Below are 16,544 nucleotides of genomic sequence, written 5' to 3' on the forward strand. Positions count from 1 at the left end.
CGGATTTTGGTCTCCATAACAACGTCATCCGGAACACTGACCTCGGACATGCCGGTCTACCTGAATGAAGATATGCTGCGCCAGCTGGAGCGGCCCTATGAAATCTTCGCGTCCGTTCCGAAAATTGTTGCCCGGTTGATTGTCTATATTGCAGCCGGCAGCGGGCTGTGCGCCTTGCTGATTTTCACGCACAAGACCAGTTGGGGAATTGGTTTTGCAATTCTTTTTCTGGCCGCCGCGGCAATTCTGCTTTTGCAGCTTCGATACGTCAGACAGCCGATCATCGTGTTATCAAAGGCCGGATTGCATCTGCGTACGCGGAGATTCGACAAACTGATGGCATGGCCGACCGTGGTCGAAAATGAGTGGATCGATACATATCGCGTGATCAAGACAAACAGCATCATCTCCCTGCGGGGCGGTGATCCCGCGAAGGGTCACACGGTTGTCGCCACGCATTTTCGCATCAAACGCGACGAATATCTGCGGCTGTGCAGCCTCTACGCGGCGGCAGCGCAGCAATCGCAGCGCCATGGATGAAGGGCAATATTTGCCGTTCCAGGTGGAGCGGCGATTACCTCTTCGCTCTCTGCTTATATGCCTGACAGGCGCTATCATGGCCGTTGCGATCGGTATCTATGGCGGTCGGGTTGGCTTTACCACGCTCCCGCCCAGTCTCCTGATTTTCGGCGGTCTGATGCCGCTCATGATGATCGGCCAGTTGCCAACCCTTGCCTATTATGCACTCAGCCCAAGAAAACTGAGCCTTGATGAGCAGGCCATGATCCACGGCGGAAAGATCTATCCCTACGCCGAGATGATCAGTATCGGCTCATATGTCAGCAAGGCGGCAACGCAAATTCGAATGGTGAACGGCAAGCAGCTCCTGCTACGCTGGGATGTCTGGCTAGGTTGCGAAATCTGGGAGCGGATATTGGAGGCGAAAACCCTGCCGCATCTCCATCGCAAGGCGTGCGACGCATTGGAAAGGGGTGAAAAGGTCGGGTTTGGCCCGGGCGCATCCTTGGGCCAGAAAACTTTGAGCCTGCGCGAAGGCGATGTTGCGATCACGGCAATCAGTTCAATCCGCTTCGTCAACGAATCCAATATGGGGGCGCAACGCCGCATCTTGCATGTCGCCGACGAACGCCGGGAGCTGACAGTGGATGAAGACCAGCTGTGTAACCAACATGTAATGCTCACCCTGCTGGCAGAAAAACTCGCCGCGAGGGACGCCGACGAAACTGTCTCTGCGGAAAAATCCTAAACGTTCGAAGGGATGTTTGCGAGTCTGGACCGATCGAGGGCTGATCCATCGTGATCCTCAACGAGCCGGTGATTATTGAGCCAGCATATCTGCGAGCGCATGCCGCATGGATTCGCTGGAAATACTGAAGAGACCGCCATAGGGAAGATCGAGGTCCAGGATGACGAACAGGACGCTTGCCACCGAGACGATGGCGACTACGACAATGGAGCCTGTGAGCGCATTTCTGGGAGCTTGAAGACCGAAGCTTAGAAATACCAGCATGAGCCAGAAGATCAGAACGCCGAGAAATGGTGCTGAAAGTGAGCCATGCGCATCTTCTATGACGGTCCATCGTGCGGTCAGGAGATTGCCGAACAGCTGGTTGCAGCGCGCAACAAGCAGCTGATGCGCGGGATCACTCGGTTGTTCATGGGCAATCCCAAGCCCCATGGCGTTGAGAATGCTTCCGAGAGACGCCGCTTCGCCGGTCAGAGGTAGTTTTGAGACGTCCGGATGGGTCACACCGGGGGGAAGCGGTTCCCCAGGCCATGTGCTGGCAATGACGGCGGTTGTGTAGCTGCGCAAAAGTTGCCTCTCGTCATCCAATGCGGCGCCATAGTTCCTCAGACAACGGTCCATTTCGGCCAGACCGGCGGCATAGCGATTGCGGTCGTGAGATGCCGTCGTGAATGCATTCAGCTCGGATGCCAAAATCAGGCTCATGACGAGTGCGGCAAAGGTCACGAGCAGTGCCGTTACAACCCGAAGAAAGTCCATTGTCTCACCGCTGCGATGCGGGGCAGGCAATTTGGCGCGCAGTACCGAACCGGCGGCTGCGCTGAATACAAGAAGAACAAAGAGAGCCAGCGTCCATACCATTTCGCGTTGCATTTGGAATGCTCCACCTGCGCCTGGCTGTTGATTATGTCATTTATCGCAACGGAACGGGAGAGTAAAATCTTCGCGCCTCTCCACCAGAAGCTGTTCGTTGCCTGCGACATCAATATCGATGACGGAAGACCCTCGGTGAGCTATGGGGTGCTAGATCCAGGGGCCAGCCGCAACGAGGCATTTTGTTGCGTCGGCCAGAATGCCTCAGGCAAGTACGGCGACGCAAACGGACAGCCAGATCAGGGCTATTCCGAGCGCCAGCGCTCGTCTGGCATCGACCACCTTCTCTGCATCCTCGTCGGCAACGGGTGTTGTGACAATCCAGGGTACAGAACCAAGTGCTGCGAATCCGATGATGGCCAAAGTCACCACGAAATAATCGGATATCTGCCAGCGCCCTTGTTCATACACTCCCCAGTAGCCCATAAAGGCCATCCCGACTGCGAACATGGTGGCGGATGCCGAGCAAAGTCCGGTGACTGAGCCGGCAGGCGCACGCAACTTGTTTCTTTGCTGTGTTTGTCCGTTCATGACGATATATCCAGGATGGCAGGTAGCCTCTGCCTATATATGTCAGGATTTGTGCACGGGGTGAAGCAATTGCGATCACTAGCCGTATATCTGATTAGATAGCCGCCTGGGTATGGTTGTCGAATGTGCTGGCGCCTTGGCGCGGCGTCCCGCGACGACGGCCCTTCCTTCCAAAGCAGTTGGGCATCTTCACTGTACGTAGACGGGAACGACCGCAGAGGTTTCATCCCGGTAGGGCAAGCGGATTTGAAAGCGATGCACACCGCTCTCTATCGGCCAAAAGACGGGCTTGTCGGGGTCGGTGACCGCGAAGGGCTGACCGTCAACGTACCAGACGATCTGTGGGACATGCGGCCTCACGTCGGCTTTCAAGGCAAGGCGATTGTATGCGGCCGGCTGCTCCGGGTTGCGCCAGATCTGACTGTTGCGAGCCGGCGTCGAAATGACGAGATGAATTTGCGGGCTGGAGCCGTCGCGGTCAGGAAGCGTTGTGCTCGCTGCTACCAATGTGCCAACCCCGGCGGTTGCCGTCCCGATACTGCCATCCCAATGCGGGAGTGCTGCTGGCATTTGCGGCATTTCGCTGGGTTTCAACCATTCCACCAGTGTCTGGCTGCATGTCTTGTCGTTGGCCTGGCCATTGACGAGACAAACGTCCACGGGCTTGCGGTCCGGAGGCGTTGGGAAGCGGGCATCGGAGAGGTCTCCGGGTTTGTTACCGTGAACACGGTCGATGATCGCATGAACGAGATGAGCGGCACTGCCGGCGCCCGTCATCCGGTTCATGGTGCCGTTGTCGCCACGCCCGACCCAGACGCCAACGATCACCTTTTGCGAATAGGCAATCGCCCATGCATCGCGGTAGCCCTGCGAGGTGCCGGTCTTGACAGCGACCGGAAACGGATATTCCAGCGAACCGTAGCGATGGAAGCTCGGGAGCCGGGCCTGCGGGTCCGACAGGAACGAGGTAATCAGCCGGGCCGTGTCCAGCGAGATCGCCCGCACGGGCAGGTGTTGCGGTTGTTCGAGCGCCCAGCGAAGATCCTGCAATTGCCCGTCATTGGCAAGAGCGCCATAGGCGCGCATCAGGCTGTCGAGGCGGGTCGGCAGTGAGCCGATCGCCATGGACAGTCCGAAATGATCGGCCGGTATTTCCAGATCATGAAGGCCGAGATCGCGCAGAAAGCGGAAGGTCGTCTCAAGGCCGATGCTGCGCAGCAGATTGGTGGCGGGTACATTGCGAGAGTTGGCCAGCGCCTGGCGCGGCAGCATGGGACCCAGAAATTCGCGGTCGGCATCGCCGATGCCCGAGGCACCTTCCGGCACGTCCAGCAGCATGTCGGTCGGCTTCAGCACGCCGTGTTCGAAGCCGAGCGCGTAGACAAAGGGCTTCAGGGTCGAACCGGGAGATCGCTGTACACGCGTGTAGTCGAAGGCACCGGCATGGCTGCTGTAATAATTGCTCGATCCGACCTGGGCCAGCACCTCGCCCGTCTGGCGCGATACCACCATGGCGGCGACCTGCTGCGCGCCGGCGGAGCGCCAGGCGCCAAGATATTGCCGTGACAGCGCCGTGACGTCGGCTTGCAGGGCGAGATCGATGGTCGTGTGGATCAGCGGCGTCTTCGGGGAAGCTGCGGCTATCTGGCCGTTCTCGATGAGATCGTGATAGCGCAGGATCACATGCAGCGCATCCGGGCGGCGCGGCAGGTCGGGCATCTGCACGTCATCCAGCTGACGATGCGCGATCTCGGCTTCGTCAGCCCCGATGACGTTCTGTCTCTGCAGCACGTCCAGCATCTGATGGCCGCGCTGGATTGCCCGGCGCAACCCGTCGGGCCGAAGCGGGTTCATTCGGGTCGGCGATTGCGGGATGGCCGATAGCAGCGCGATCTCCGCCCAGGAGAGGTCCGCGACCGGTTTGTCGAAATAAAACCGTGCCGCGTGGGCGATACCATGGCTGCCATTTCCATAGGGAGCCAAACGCAGATATTGTGCCAGCACGGCGCTGCGGCCATACCGGAGCGTCAGGGCGACACCCGTGCCGGCCTCCAGTACCTTGTGGAGGAAACTGCGCGATTCCGGCCGCTGCATGCGTGCAACCTGCATGGCAATGGTGGAAGCGCCGGACCGGCGCCGGACCGAGCTCAGATTTTGCCAGGCCGCTCTGCCGATCGCATAGGGATCGACGCCGGCATGCTCGAAGAATCGCCTGTCTTCAAGAGCGAGCGTTGCCTTGACGACGCGATCTGGCAACTCCTCCACCGGCCAATAGCCGTAGTCGATACGCCCGTCGTCGCTGTGGCCGATCTGTGCCAGGAACGCGCCGTTGCGATCATAGAGAATGGGCGTTGGCGCGGGTGCGATGAGCTCTGCTCGCTGGGCGATGGAATAGGCGTAAACAGCCGCACCGGCCGCGGCAACCAGCAGGCTAAGGACAACGAATTTCGATCGACGGGTCTTCAAGAGTGTCATTACCCGGCCAGCGGTTCCTTCAGCCAGTATCCTTTGTCATTCGGTATCGCTATTTCGCCACCACGATCTGTGTTGCGGCACTCGTTCCCTCGACGCCCTTCTGGTACATGGTCTCCGCCAGCGCTTGCGGTTGCGTGTACGTGCCGGGGATCAGGGCGCGCATGCGATAGGCGAAAGTGTAATTTCCCTTCGGCAGAGTGTCATAGGCACAGAAGACCTGGTCGTCGCCATAGGACGTCCAGTCCGGCGTCAAGGTGGGAGCTATTGCAGGCGTTGCCTCCGCGGGCGCGGTGGCGATGTTCGGGTTGAGAGGATCGAGCCCCGCTGCAAGCGGCAGCGTCAGCGCAGCATGCGTGCGGTCTTCGGGCACGACCAGATCAACTCTTTCCTCCAGCACGTCCCCGACCTTCAAGGCGATGGTGCCGTTGGCATCGGGGGTGAGTTTTTCCAAAGGCGCGTTGCCGGCGGGAACGCGGTAGAGCGTGCGGGTAAGGGCGAAATCTTCGCTTCTTGCCTGTGCCTTGTAACCGGGCTCGGCGGATAGATAGCTGGTTTCGACCAAGGCAAGCACGGGTGCTGCGCCGTTGTTGTGGAGCGTAACGGCGCCTGGGTCTGAAATGACCTGCCGCAACACGGGCGCGTTCGCGTCGAGTGTAAGGGTTTGTGCGTTGCCGTTCTGCGTCACCGTCAGCGGCAAAGGCGTGGTTGGCCGCTGCCATGCCGTTGCCAGTGCGCGGATCGCCGCCGCGGTGGCGTTCGTCGAGCCCCAGCCGTCGCCTTCGCCTAATTGCAGCAAGGCATTCCTCAGGGCGGGGTAGCGCGGATCTCCCTCGGAGGTCAAAGCTGCCGCGCGCACCATTTCGGCAAGGCTACGGGTTTCCGAGGGCAGGATGATGGGGTTGCCCTCATCCTGCGATTGACCGTTATAGACCAGTTGGCCATTGCGCGAGAGGATGCGGACGCGCGACCACATCGCCTCGGCAAGGTTGCCGACCAGCCGCTGGTCCGCGTTTGGTACGGCCGCCACCGCCGCCGTCATGCGCGCGACGCTGACATTCGGCATCTGTGCTGCCGAGCGGGAGAATTCGGCCGCATAGGCCGGATCGAGCTTGCCGCCATCGGCCAGAGCTGTCAGGGCTTCCACCCGTTCACGGATTTCATTGCCTGTCAGCAGATGCGGATAGTCCGACCGTAAAGAGAGCTTGAGCACATTGGCAAGGCGTTCCGTCAAGGCCTTGTCAGTCGGCTCTCCTGCCTTGTCTGCGGCGATCAGGAAGGAATAGGCCCATGCCGTCAGCGAGACATTGCCCTTGCTGTGAGGCCAGAAGCCGACAAGCCCATCCGGATCAACCGCCTGGCTGATTGCCAGCACGGTGTTATGCACGTCGCCGTCAATGCGCTTGTCGAGCTTGGCGGCAGCAAGGAGCGGAGAAAAGCTCTTGAAGGCAAGGCCGGAGGAGGCGAGCGACATTCGTTGCTCCGTCGAGCCATATGGCGACTCGACCAAGCTGTTCAGCCCGGCTACCAGTTTTATCAAGGCCGGATCGGAGGCAAGCGTCATGGCACGCTGGAACGATCCTGGACGTGTGGCTTCCTGTGGCGCCGCCAGCACTTTTTCGCCGCCGGCGGGTATTTCGACAATCTCGTAATGTCTGATCGGGATGCTGTCAGCCTTCACCGGCAGCGTTATTTCCACGGCGTCTCGGGAATGATCGGCGAGGCGTTCGACGCCAAACCGCAGGCGCACATCGTCCTTGCCGGGCTTCTGCTCCGGTACCGTAGCGAGCACGCCAATGTGAGCCGGCTTGTTCTGTTCCCAGGTGAAGGAAACATCCTTGTTATCAGCAAGGGACAAGCCATCGGAAGCAATGGTCGCAGCGCCCTGGCCGCCACCGCCTTCGACGACGCGGGCGATCATGCCCGCCTCAAACCGGTCGCCTGCGCGCAGGAAGCGGGGCAGGGCGGCTTGCGCCACGATTTCCTGGCGGATCAGCATCTCCCCGGTGCCGTAGCCGAAGCGATCCGGACCGCTGACTGCCTTTGCGCGCAGCTTGAACACGGTCAGCGAGTCCGGAAGCTTCACCTTGATCTTGGCGGTGCCGTCCGGCCCGATCTTCACGTCGGGAAGATAGATCGGTACTGGCGTGAAGTTCTTGCGGACGGAAATATTATTGTCGGTGCCCCAATCCTCCCGCTCGTCGCCGCCGGGCACCTCATCGAGGGGAATAATGCCGAAGGCCATGTTGCGGGTGTCGCGCAGCGCCATCGTCGATCTGCGCTTGACGATGAAATTCGGCAAGGGGTCCAACGGTTGCTCGGTGGCAAGCGAAAGCACGGCCTGATCGATCATCCAGAAGGTGGCGTCGCCGGCGATCGGCCGACCGAGATCATCCGCCAGATGCAGGGTGACTTCCACCTCGTCGCCCGGACGGGCCTTTTTGGGATAGTCCATGGTGACGGTGACCGTGTTCTTTACCGGCTTGACCGTCACGGTCTTGGTCGCAGCGATCGTGACCGGCTTGCCCTGGTCGAAGGGCGCGCTCGGCGCTGGTGTGCTGCTATCAAGTCGTCCCCGCATGATGAGGAAATGAACCGGGACCTCCGGCATCTGCTCCTTGCGAACCGGCAGCGCATAATGGCCATAGCCGTCTGTGATATCGATCCAGTCGTAGTGGAACTTGCCTTCGGGTTCTTCGACAATGGCGAGAGCGCGCGCTGACTGGAAGGGAGACTGGATCAGGAGGTTGGCGGTCTCGCCGGGGATATAGCTGTCCTTGTCCGTCGTTACGACCGCGGTGCGGGCGGGCGGCTGAGCCCATGTCACGGGCGTCGAGCCGCCGACGAAGAAATCGACGCTCACCTGCTGTCGGCGGCCGACGCGGTCGCTCGCTTCGACCTGGACGATGTAGACGCCTGCCTCTTTCGCCTCGAGGGCAAGCGTCTGTATATCCTTAGTGCTGGTGATCTTGCGCTCCAGCACCGTCTCGTCCATCTGCTGCGTGACATATTTCGCCGAGCCCTGGCTGAAGTCGCTTGCCTGCAGGGTCGAGGTCCAGTTGCGATGGATCAGGCGCGCGGTCATCTCAAGTCCCTCGACCGGAGCGCCATTGCCGTCGACGGCCAGTATCTGCGGCTCGATTGTGCCGGGTGCCGGCACATAGCGTGGCACCTTCAGGCCAAGCACGAAAGGCGGGACCGCATAGACATTGGTGATGCTGCGGACCTGCAGATCGTCGTCGCCGGTCACCGTTGCCTCGATCATATAGCGGCGAGGCTGTGCCGTGGGCTCGATCGTCGTGTCGAAGCTGATGCGCGAGGCGCCGCCGGCATCGGTGGCGCCGTCCTGTTCGAGCGCCGGCGACGATTTGAATTCATCGCTGCCGGAGTAACGGGAATCCGTCGAAAACAGAAAGCCGTCATGACCCGGAGGCGTCCAATTATAGGGATATTGTACGGCGCGCCAGCGGATCGGTCGGTCCGCCAGCAATCCGCCGGCAAAGTAGCGAGCGATCAGGTCGACATTAAAGGAGGCATCGAGCGGCACGGTTTGGGGATTGTTGAGCACGACTTCGAATGTCGGCAGACGATAGGCTTCCTTCTTGAAGGACACGCTGCCGCATTGGAGTGTCTTGTCGCTTGCGTCGGCGCTGTCCGCTGCTGCGTTGCTATTGTCGGTCGTGGCGGCCTGGGCGTCATCTGCCTGGTTCTCTTGCGCCCCGGCGTCATCGCTATTGTTGCCGTTCGCCGAGTTGTCGCCGTTTCCGTCGCCGTCGTCGGATTTCTGCACCGGTTGATCGTCGTTCTCAGATTTCGTCGGATCATTCGGCTCGAAATGGACCTCATAGTCGCCCGTTGCCGGCGTCGTGGCATCGAATTTGTGATAGAAGGCGCCAAATTCATCGAGCTTTACCGGGATGCGCCATTCCTGCTTGTCCGGGCCGGTGATCACGAGCTGACCCGCAGCCTTGGCAAGGCTCAAATGGCCGCCGAGATAGCTGCGGACATAGCCTTTGATATGCACAGGCTCTTCCGGGCGATAAATCGGCCGCTCGGTGAAGACATGGCACAGAGTGCGGGCCTGCTCGTCGCGATCCTCGTCCGGATTGGTGGTCCAGTCGAGCCATGACGTCGAGGGTTTGGTCCAGTTATTCTGGGCATATTGGGCTGGGGCGTGATCGGGATCGATCACCAGCGTATCCAGTCCCTTTGTCACGATGACGCGGCGTATCCTGGCCTCGGTGCGGTTGTTGAGATCCCAGGAAAAGAAACCTTGAGCATCGGTCACGCCGGTTGCAAGCGTGACGAATTTACCGTCCCGCAACCCGTCGAGCCTGATCTGGGCGGCGTCGACAGGCTTGCCGCCGGCAAGCGAGGTGACGGCAAAGCGGACGCGGTCCGGTTCCTCCACCACGCTCAAGGTAAGGTCGGTGACCTGGATGCGGAGCCAGTGGCGAGCCTGATCGTCCACGGCGCGCAGACCGACGAGATAGGTGCCGGGCTGGTCGATGCCCAAAATCTTGGCAAGGAGCGGCTTCAGGTCGAGGCCGAATTTGGTGTCCACGCCGCCTTTATGGATCGGCAGATCGACAAGTTGGGATATGGCGGGCGACCCCAGGGCCTTTACGCGTGCCGCGACCGCGTCGGCCGAAATGTCGTCCACATTAGCCCATTTCTGCGGCTCCTTACCGGGAAGCGGCGGCGCGTCGTCATCCTTGGTATCGAGCCCGGCTTGCGGGAAGGGCCAGAAATCCCGCGATAGCGGATCGATTGCATGGATTCTGATGTCGGCCCGGTCGTAGCCGCGCCCGCGCAAGGGGACGAGCTGCGGACCGAAGCGTTCGACGATGCCCTGCGAGGCGTCCCAGGCGAGAGATGCGGGCTCCGGCGAGAAGGCGAATTTCCGGCTGAATGCGGCGGCGAGCGGACGGCCACGGTCGTCTTTCAAGGCACCGGGAGCAACGTTCAGCGCATACACCTTATCGGTAAGGAAGCGACCATGGACGTAAAGACGCCCATTGCTGGCCTGCGCGGTCAGATCGTCAACCGGTGGAGTGATGCGCAAGGCGTCGCGGGCCGAGAATTGCGCGTCCGTGGCAGGGTTGCTTGAAAACCGGAAGATCAGACCGCGGGCCTGGCTCGGCCGGGAGGTATTGACGCCGCTTGCGTCGTCGGACGGATTGCCATTGTCATCGACCGCCGCGCCACCTGCAGCGCCCGACGTGCAGCGCATGATGCCGTCGATCGTGTTTGTGTCGAAGCCTCTCCCACAGTCGGAACTCGTGAGGGTGAAGGGAACGGCGGTACGTACGCGCAGTTCAAAAATCTGGTCGGCGAAGTCGGGCGTATCGGCAAGCTTCAATCGCACAAGCGCAACACGGCCATCGGGCACGGCTGTACGCAGCTTCACCACATAGGATTGCTGGTCGCTGCGGGCGCTGCGCTCAAGCGGCTGGATATCGAAGTCTTGCGCGCCCAGGGTCAGTCCGCCTTCATCGCCGATTCCGGGTGAAGGCCGCAATTCGATCGACAGCAGGCGCTTCAGCGCGGCAACGTCGACCGGCTCGGTAAATGTCAGCGTGATCTGATCGAGGTCGTTGACCGGATCTGCATCGGCGGCAGGCACGGTGGATACCGGCAGGGGCAACAGGGGTATCAATTCGGCTTGGCTGCCGGCCGTATCGCCTGCTCCTGCCATCTTCACCTTGACCCGATCGAGCGGCTTCCACTTGTCGGCGGGCCGGAATTGCAAGGCGCGTGGGCCGAGCCATTGCCAAGCGCCGGCGACCTGCGGCTCCATCGTAACGAAGCGCTCCGGCGCATCTTCCGGGCCGCCCGCCACTGGGCCCGTATCAGTCGGAAAGAAAATCGTCACGGGATCATAGGCCCGCAGGAATCTCTCCGGCACGATTTTCACGCCGTCGGCCCGTTGCAGAACATCGAGGCTCAACGATGCGGCGGGTTGCTGGGCGTGAGCTGTTGCGATCAGAGCGGAAGACGCCACGGACAGAGCAATGAGAAATGCGATCTTTTTCATGAGCTTCACTTCGATCCCGAGGGCTTCAAACCGGCGTCCCGTAGATAGTCGTTGACGACCTCGGGTGGCGGACCGGCCGGCGGCGGTGACAATCCGACGACTGCCGGCCTGACGATGAGTGCGGGCGCGTCGGCTGGCGCGCGTGCCTCCAGCAGGTAGTTCCCGGGCTCGAGCTGCTTCAGTTGATTGACGCTCTCGCCGAGAACCTGTCCCTTTGCATCGAGCAGCCGACCGATGGCAAGATCCGGATCGGAACGCAAGCCAACGCCGATATTCCCCTTGTTCTTGACCTCGAAGCCGAAAAGGGCCGTTGCTCCCGGCGCAAGCACCGTCGGAGAGCCGATGCCATCGGTCAGAGGAATGACTGGTGTCGCCGTCATATCCAGCGTGCCGGACAAAGGCCCTTCGTGGGTCGAGTAGAGCGTCAGAATAGCCTCGGAAGGCGCGATATAGCGATGGAAGGCGGCTCCCATCGGGAACAGCTGCAGATCGTGGCGGCCGTTCTGTTCGAGATCGGCAATGACCGGGGCGTCGGTGCTGACGTCGAGGACGATCGGCTGGGACGGATCGAGCCGGAACGCCATAGCCTGACCCTGAAGCGCCATGTTCTGAGGCAAGGTGATCGACTTCGGTTCGGGCCGGGGCCAGGGCGACTTGCCACCCCGCTCCAGCCACAGGGCCACCAGTCCGGCTCCATGGTCGAGGATCAGCTGGCCGGCGCCCGATATCGCAAGCTTTTGGCCGCGCAATACCCTGCCATCGCTTCCAACAAAAGTTGCCGCGCCGCCGGAGACATTCAAGACGTCTCCTTTCGTTGCGTCCACGGCGATTGCTTCCGATCCGGCAGTGCCGAAGAACCGACGCAGGATCTGATCGGCTCCAAGCGTCATGAACTGCCCCGGCGACAAGCCAATGCGAGCGGCTGTCGCTTCGGTCTTTGTGTTGACGAGCCAGACTTCCTTGGCTGATGTCGCGATATTGCGCGAAAGCGGCGCAGAGCCGGACCAGACATTGAATTGCTCGGTATCCGAAGGGGCGGAGACGACGGCGATGCCGGGCGCCAGATCAAGCGACAGTCGCTTCACGCCCGCCGGCAATGTCAGCGGCTGTGCGCTGAGCGCGGGTATGGTGGCGGCATAGGTGCTGTCGAGCGCAACAGCGCCAAGCTCGGTGGCGTCGATCGGCTGCAGCCGCATTTGCAGGCTTTCGTCGCTTCCGGCATTCCAGACATGCAAGTCCTGACCGTTCGCCAGGGCAACGGCGCTGTTGAGGCTGACGCCCATGCCACGCCCGGCGGCCAGACCCGGTTGCCCGAAGGTGGAATCCGCCAGCCACAGACGGATCTTGTCTGGCAAAGACGCGGAGGCGGGGACAATGGCCTGTTCGCCCGCTGGAAGTGTCAGCGCGGTCTCGCCATCGAGCTTGGCAGCGGTCGCCCGCACGGACCCGTCCTTGCCGGCAATCAGCCACAGACGATCCGATTGCGGGGCAAACAGTCCGGATGCTGCGGCAAGCGGATGTCCGACGCTTGCTCCAGCCTGCAGATCCGTGGCGCCGTCGAGCTCAACCAGTCCCGCGGATGGCACATGCACGAGTGCGACATTCAACGTCAGTCCGAGGCCATCGATCGTTGCCGGTTCCAAGGTGACATCGCCGAGCGTGCGTAGGTCGCGGGAGATGCCCCGCGTGGCAATCTTGATCGGAGCCGAACCGCCGTCGAGCGTCCAGACCGAAGCGCGCCACTGTGTCCCGTCGGCAGAGTTGGGCCAGGCGATAAACGGCGTGCGGCCATGGGCGAAAACTTGCGGCTTCCAGATGCCGTCGGTTCCCAATGTGTCGACGGACATGACCAGTTCACTCGTGGACTGCGCCGCGACGAGTGCGAGCTGATCCTTCTCGCCTGCGGGCAATGGGAATGTGAAGACGGAGCTGCCGATGACTTCGGCATTTGCGCCTGCGGCAAGCGCCGGCTGCGGCAGCTCCTGCGGTAGGGCGAACTGGACCTCGATACTCGAGGCGCTGGCCTGATCGCCGCTGCCATCTTGCTGATCGCCATCGCTTGATGATGCCGACTGGTCGTCCGAACTGCCGTCTGTTTGATCGCTCGTCGTCGCGGGCGCGACAGCCGGCTCAAGGCCAAGCGTATAGGATCCGGCCGGTAGACTGCGGGAAAGCGCGACATTCCAATCGTCGCTGCGGCCTGAGAGGCGTTCGATCACCGCGCCGCTCGCGTCCTTCAGGACGCCTTTCATCTCGCTGCGGCCGAAGGTGCTGAGGCTGACGACGCGGTCCTTTTCCACATTGAAGGAAAGCACGGCAGGGAGATCGACAAAGCGCGCTTCGCCGGGCTGCAGATCCTTCACGTTCAGGGTGATCTCATAGTCCAGCCGGTCATCATGCGCGAGGCTCGTGACGTCGATGCGGTAATGTCCGGCCTTCAACCTGCTGCTGAATTGCGGGCTGGTGGCAAATCTTGCCACCTGATCCTTGTCGTCGCGGACCAGCGTGCCGACCATCCCCTCAGTCAGATCGATGCTGATATCGGTGTCCGCGACGAGATCGAATGTCCAGCTATCGGGAACGCGAGCGTCGGCCTTTCCCTGCGGCTCGCGCCACTGGAATTTCTGCGCCTGATTGAAGGCCAGCGGATGCGGACCGTGGCCCTGCAATTGCGGCGGGTCCACGAGCGATGTCAGCCGGGCGACAAAACGCGAGTCGACTTCACGCGGCTGGATCACGAGGCGATAGTGCCCCGGCGTAAAATCCTGGGTGAGCGTGGAAAGGGGGCCGGGAGCCGTTAGCGGCCAGCCGTCTGCATCCTCCAGGCGCGCGGTGAGATCTCCGTCAAGCGCATAGAGATCGAGCTGATAGGAACCGGCCTTCGCAATCTCTATCGGCACGATGGCGCCGCTTGCAGTCGAAAGCGTGCCGCGGCTGCTGCTGTCGGGAACGAGGGCGGCGGCCTGCGCAAGTGAGGCTTGCATGGCGCCGATGCCGAGATGGCCAGACGAGTTTTTCGCGGAGACACCGACCTGGTAGGTTCCCGCCCGTAGATAGGTCAGCAGCAGCGCGTTATGACCGTCGCCGTTATCGGTGGCTTCTCCCAGAGACGGCACGATCGACGTGCCGAGATCGAGAGCAGTCTGCAATCGCCCGAAAGTTTCGATGCGATAAAGACCGCCTTCCTTCACGTTGAGCTGATAGGACTTGTGAGCATTTTCCGCGAGATCAAGGAATTGCTTCTGGCCGGCGTTCAAGGGCGATGCCGCGATCGGCCGCGCGCTCTTGTGGGGAGCCGTGGCATCAGGCCGCCAACTGACGCCTATCGCGCGGGACGTGGAAACGGCGGGAAAGCGCAGAGTAAGCGTCCGCCCGGCGGCATCGGCATGTTCGTTGCTGACAGCGAAGGCGACGGGTGCGTTATGCATATCGAAGGCGGAGATGACGCCGCCCTGTGGCGCATGAACGTCAATGCGCAGATCCGCCGACGACGGCGGACGCAAAAGAGCAGCTTCGCCGCCGTCGGATTTGTCCGAGCCGGGCTGCGCCGGCTCAGGGCTGACGGGAGCCGGCTGATCCCGGCCGGTTTGCGGCGATGCGCCTGCGGGCTGCCAAAGCGTCAGCGGCCGGGCCTCAAGGTCGGCAGGCAGCGCCACGGCACGCGGCCCGGTCAAGAGGGTAGGGGCTACATTGGTGATGATCTCCAGGCTGGTCGCCGATTGAGCGTCCTGGATGCCGAAGGAGATCGTGCTGCGTGCCGGAGCGGCGGGCTGGATCGGCGGAACGAGCCCTGGAGTGCCGAGAGTAAGATCAAGGATGCCGCCTGCATTGGCATTGGCGGTATTGGGGGGCTTCGGTGAAAGGCGCAGCAGATAGTAGCCCGCATCCAGATCATAGCGATCCGGCTGGCGGGCATCGATACGTGGAGCGTTGCCGAAGAGAATCGGACTGATCTCTGAGTGCAGGGTAACGCCCGAAGCATGGATGGCGATCTGGCCCGCCTGCGTCATCTCGAACAGGAGCGATGTCGGGCCGCGCAGATTGAAACGCTGTCTCCACGCCTGGCCGGGACCGAGACGGGGCATGTCGGAAGCAAGGATCGTTGCCTTGTTGGTGTCGTCGTGGCGGATGAGCAAGGACGTTGCCGGAATTTCGTCTCCGCCTTCGCCCGCAACATCGAGGCTGATGAGATTGGGCACCGAACCGTCGAATTGAGCCTCATTGCTGAAACGAAGCCCGCGAACCTGGAACTGCTGGCCTTCATAGCCTGATATTTCGACGATGCCGGGTTGGTTATTCGCCGGCAATGCCAGCATCGCCACCGGCTCGCGGCTTGCCTTGACGATCGGTGCGCTCCGGAAGGAGGGGGCTGAATCGGTAAGCCGTGCTGCTCGCAGCATTGCCGGCGCGGATTGCGGCAGCTCGAGACGGAAGCGGTCGAAATCGGCCGGCGCCTCGAAGCGTACCGATCCGAAGGGCCCGATGACGCCTTCGGCGATCCCGGCTGCTAGGGACGTCGTGATGCCGGTGCGGATATGAAATGGTTCGGCAGTGTCTGAATTTGCCCAAGCGAGCTTTTCGCCGCCATAGGCTGTCACGAGATAGCGGCCCGGTTCGACCGTGCCGGCCAACGCGGCTCGTGTCATCGGGAGGCCAGGCTTCAATTCGAAGACCGAGATCACCGGCGAAAGCGCAACGATATTGGCGCCGCTGCGCCACAGCCGCAAATCGTGGAGCGAGCGTCCGACGGCCTCCACGTCGACGCGTCCGGAATCGGGGACGTCGATCCAGAACGATCTTTGCTGGAGATCGCCGAGGTCGGCATTTTCCGAGGCGTCGGCGGTCAGGACGGTATCGGGTTGCTCAAGCTCCTGATACGCCTGTGCCTTGAGCTCGACCCTGCCCGTTGCGCCTTTCGCCCCGAAAACGCGTATCTTGTAGGTGCCCTTGTCCAGCAGCGTATCGATCCGCCCATCGCCGACGCCGGGCGCGCCCACTCGTTCTCCCGGCCCTGTCATCATGTCGATGAGCTGCAATGCGACGCCCGAACCGCTGTGGGTGCTGATGGCGATCCGACCCGGCTGATCGACCGTCATCAGCGTGCTTCCATCCTGGTCGGCGGGTAGTTGATCCAACGCCAGATGCGGCTGGGATAGGGGCTCGGAGGATGCGTGCGTTGGAGATAACTGCGGAGCTGCGGCGGGCTGCGATGTTGTACGATACTGTCCGCCCGGAACCCGCATTTCCGAACTGGCCAACGCTGATGGCGCGGCGGGTTGGTCAGGGTTCGGCGTGTTTCGGCTGACGGCCGGAGTGCTTAGCCCGCTCAACTCGGCAATCCGCGACTGATAGATCGTCATGAGG

Annotated in this window: 7 protein-coding genes; 2 read left to right on the forward strand and 5 right to left on the reverse strand. The window is 61.7% G+C overall.

Translation table 11 applies throughout. From position 1 onward, the window contains the following. Positions 1 to 48 precede the first annotated feature (48 nt). Both BJ928_RS17830 and BJ928_RS17835 read left to right on the forward strand, forming a co-directional pair. Complete coding sequence (locus tag BJ928_RS17830; protein ID WP_047635320.1) at positions 49 to 540, forward strand: hypothetical protein; 492 nt, start codon at positions 49 to 51, stop codon at positions 538 to 540. Between the two features lie 76 nt (positions 541 to 616). Beyond that, the gene (locus tag BJ928_RS17835) at positions 617 to 1,267 is read left to right on the forward strand and encodes a hypothetical protein (protein ID WP_047635321.1); all 651 of its coding nucleotides are present in this window, start codon (positions 617 to 619) and stop codon (positions 1,265 to 1,267) included. Between the two features lie 72 nt (positions 1,268 to 1,339). Here the strand turns inward: BJ928_RS17835 and BJ928_RS17840 are convergent, their stop codons facing one another. From BJ928_RS17840 to BJ928_RS17860, 5 genes are all read right to left on the reverse strand, one after another. Further along, positions 1,340 to 2,140, reverse strand: coding sequence for a DUF4239 domain-containing protein (locus BJ928_RS17840; RefSeq protein WP_047635322.1), 801 nt, complete (start codon positions 2,138 to 2,140; stop codon positions 1,340 to 1,342). 204 nt (positions 2,141 to 2,344) lie between these two features. After that, positions 2,345 to 2,671 (reverse strand): hypothetical protein, encoded by a 327-nt coding sequence (locus tag BJ928_RS17845; RefSeq protein WP_047635323.1) that lies wholly within the window; start codon positions 2,669 to 2,671, stop codon positions 2,345 to 2,347. 189 nt (positions 2,672 to 2,860) lie between these two features. Then, positions 2,861 to 5,146 (reverse strand): transglycosylase domain-containing protein, encoded by a 2,286-nt coding sequence (locus BJ928_RS17850; RefSeq protein WP_052227897.1) that lies wholly within the window; start codon positions 5,144 to 5,146, stop codon positions 2,861 to 2,863. Positions 5,147 to 5,195: 49 nt separating this feature from the next. Continuing rightward, complete coding sequence (locus BJ928_RS17855; protein ID WP_047635325.1) at positions 5,196 to 11,180, reverse strand: MG2 domain-containing protein; 5,985 nt, start codon at positions 11,178 to 11,180, stop codon at positions 5,196 to 5,198. A 5-nt stretch (positions 11,181 to 11,185) separates the two neighbouring features. Further along, the gene (locus tag BJ928_RS17860; RefSeq protein WP_052227898.1) at positions 11,186 to 16,276 is read right to left on the reverse strand and encodes a hypothetical protein; all 5,091 of its coding nucleotides are present in this window, start codon (positions 16,274 to 16,276) and stop codon (positions 11,186 to 11,188) included. Positions 16,277 to 16,544 lie beyond the last annotated feature (268 nt).

The organism is Rhizobium sp. WW_1, assembly GCF_003610155.1.
GTDB classification, from domain to species: domain Bacteria; phylum Pseudomonadota; class Alphaproteobacteria; order Rhizobiales; family Rhizobiaceae; genus Rhizobium; species Rhizobium tropici_A.

Coding starts and splice junctions, on each gene's coding strand:
- BJ928_RS17845 (WP_047635323.1), bottom strand. CDS start 2,671: ATGAACGGACAAACACAGCAAAGAAACAAGTTGCGTGCGCCTGCCGGC.
- BJ928_RS17830 (WP_047635320.1), top strand. CDS start 49: ATGCCGGTCTACCTGAATGAAGATATGCTGCGCCAGCTGGAGCGGCCC.
- BJ928_RS17855 (WP_047635325.1), bottom strand. CDS start 11,180: ATGAAAAAGATCGCATTTCTCATTGCTCTGTCCGTGGCGTCTTCCGCT.
- BJ928_RS17840 (WP_047635322.1), bottom strand. CDS start 2,140: ATGCAACGCGAAATGGTATGGACGCTGGCTCTCTTTGTTCTTCTTGTA.
- BJ928_RS17850 (WP_052227897.1), bottom strand. CDS start 5,146: ATGACACTCTTGAAGACCCGTCGATCGAAATTCGTTGTCCTTAGCCTG.
- BJ928_RS17860 (WP_052227898.1), bottom strand. CDS start 16,276: ATGACGGTCGATCAGCCGGGTCGGATCGCCATCAGCACCCACAGCGGT.
- BJ928_RS17835 (WP_047635321.1), top strand. CDS start 617: ATGGCCGTTGCGATCGGTATCTATGGCGGTCGGGTTGGCTTTACCACG.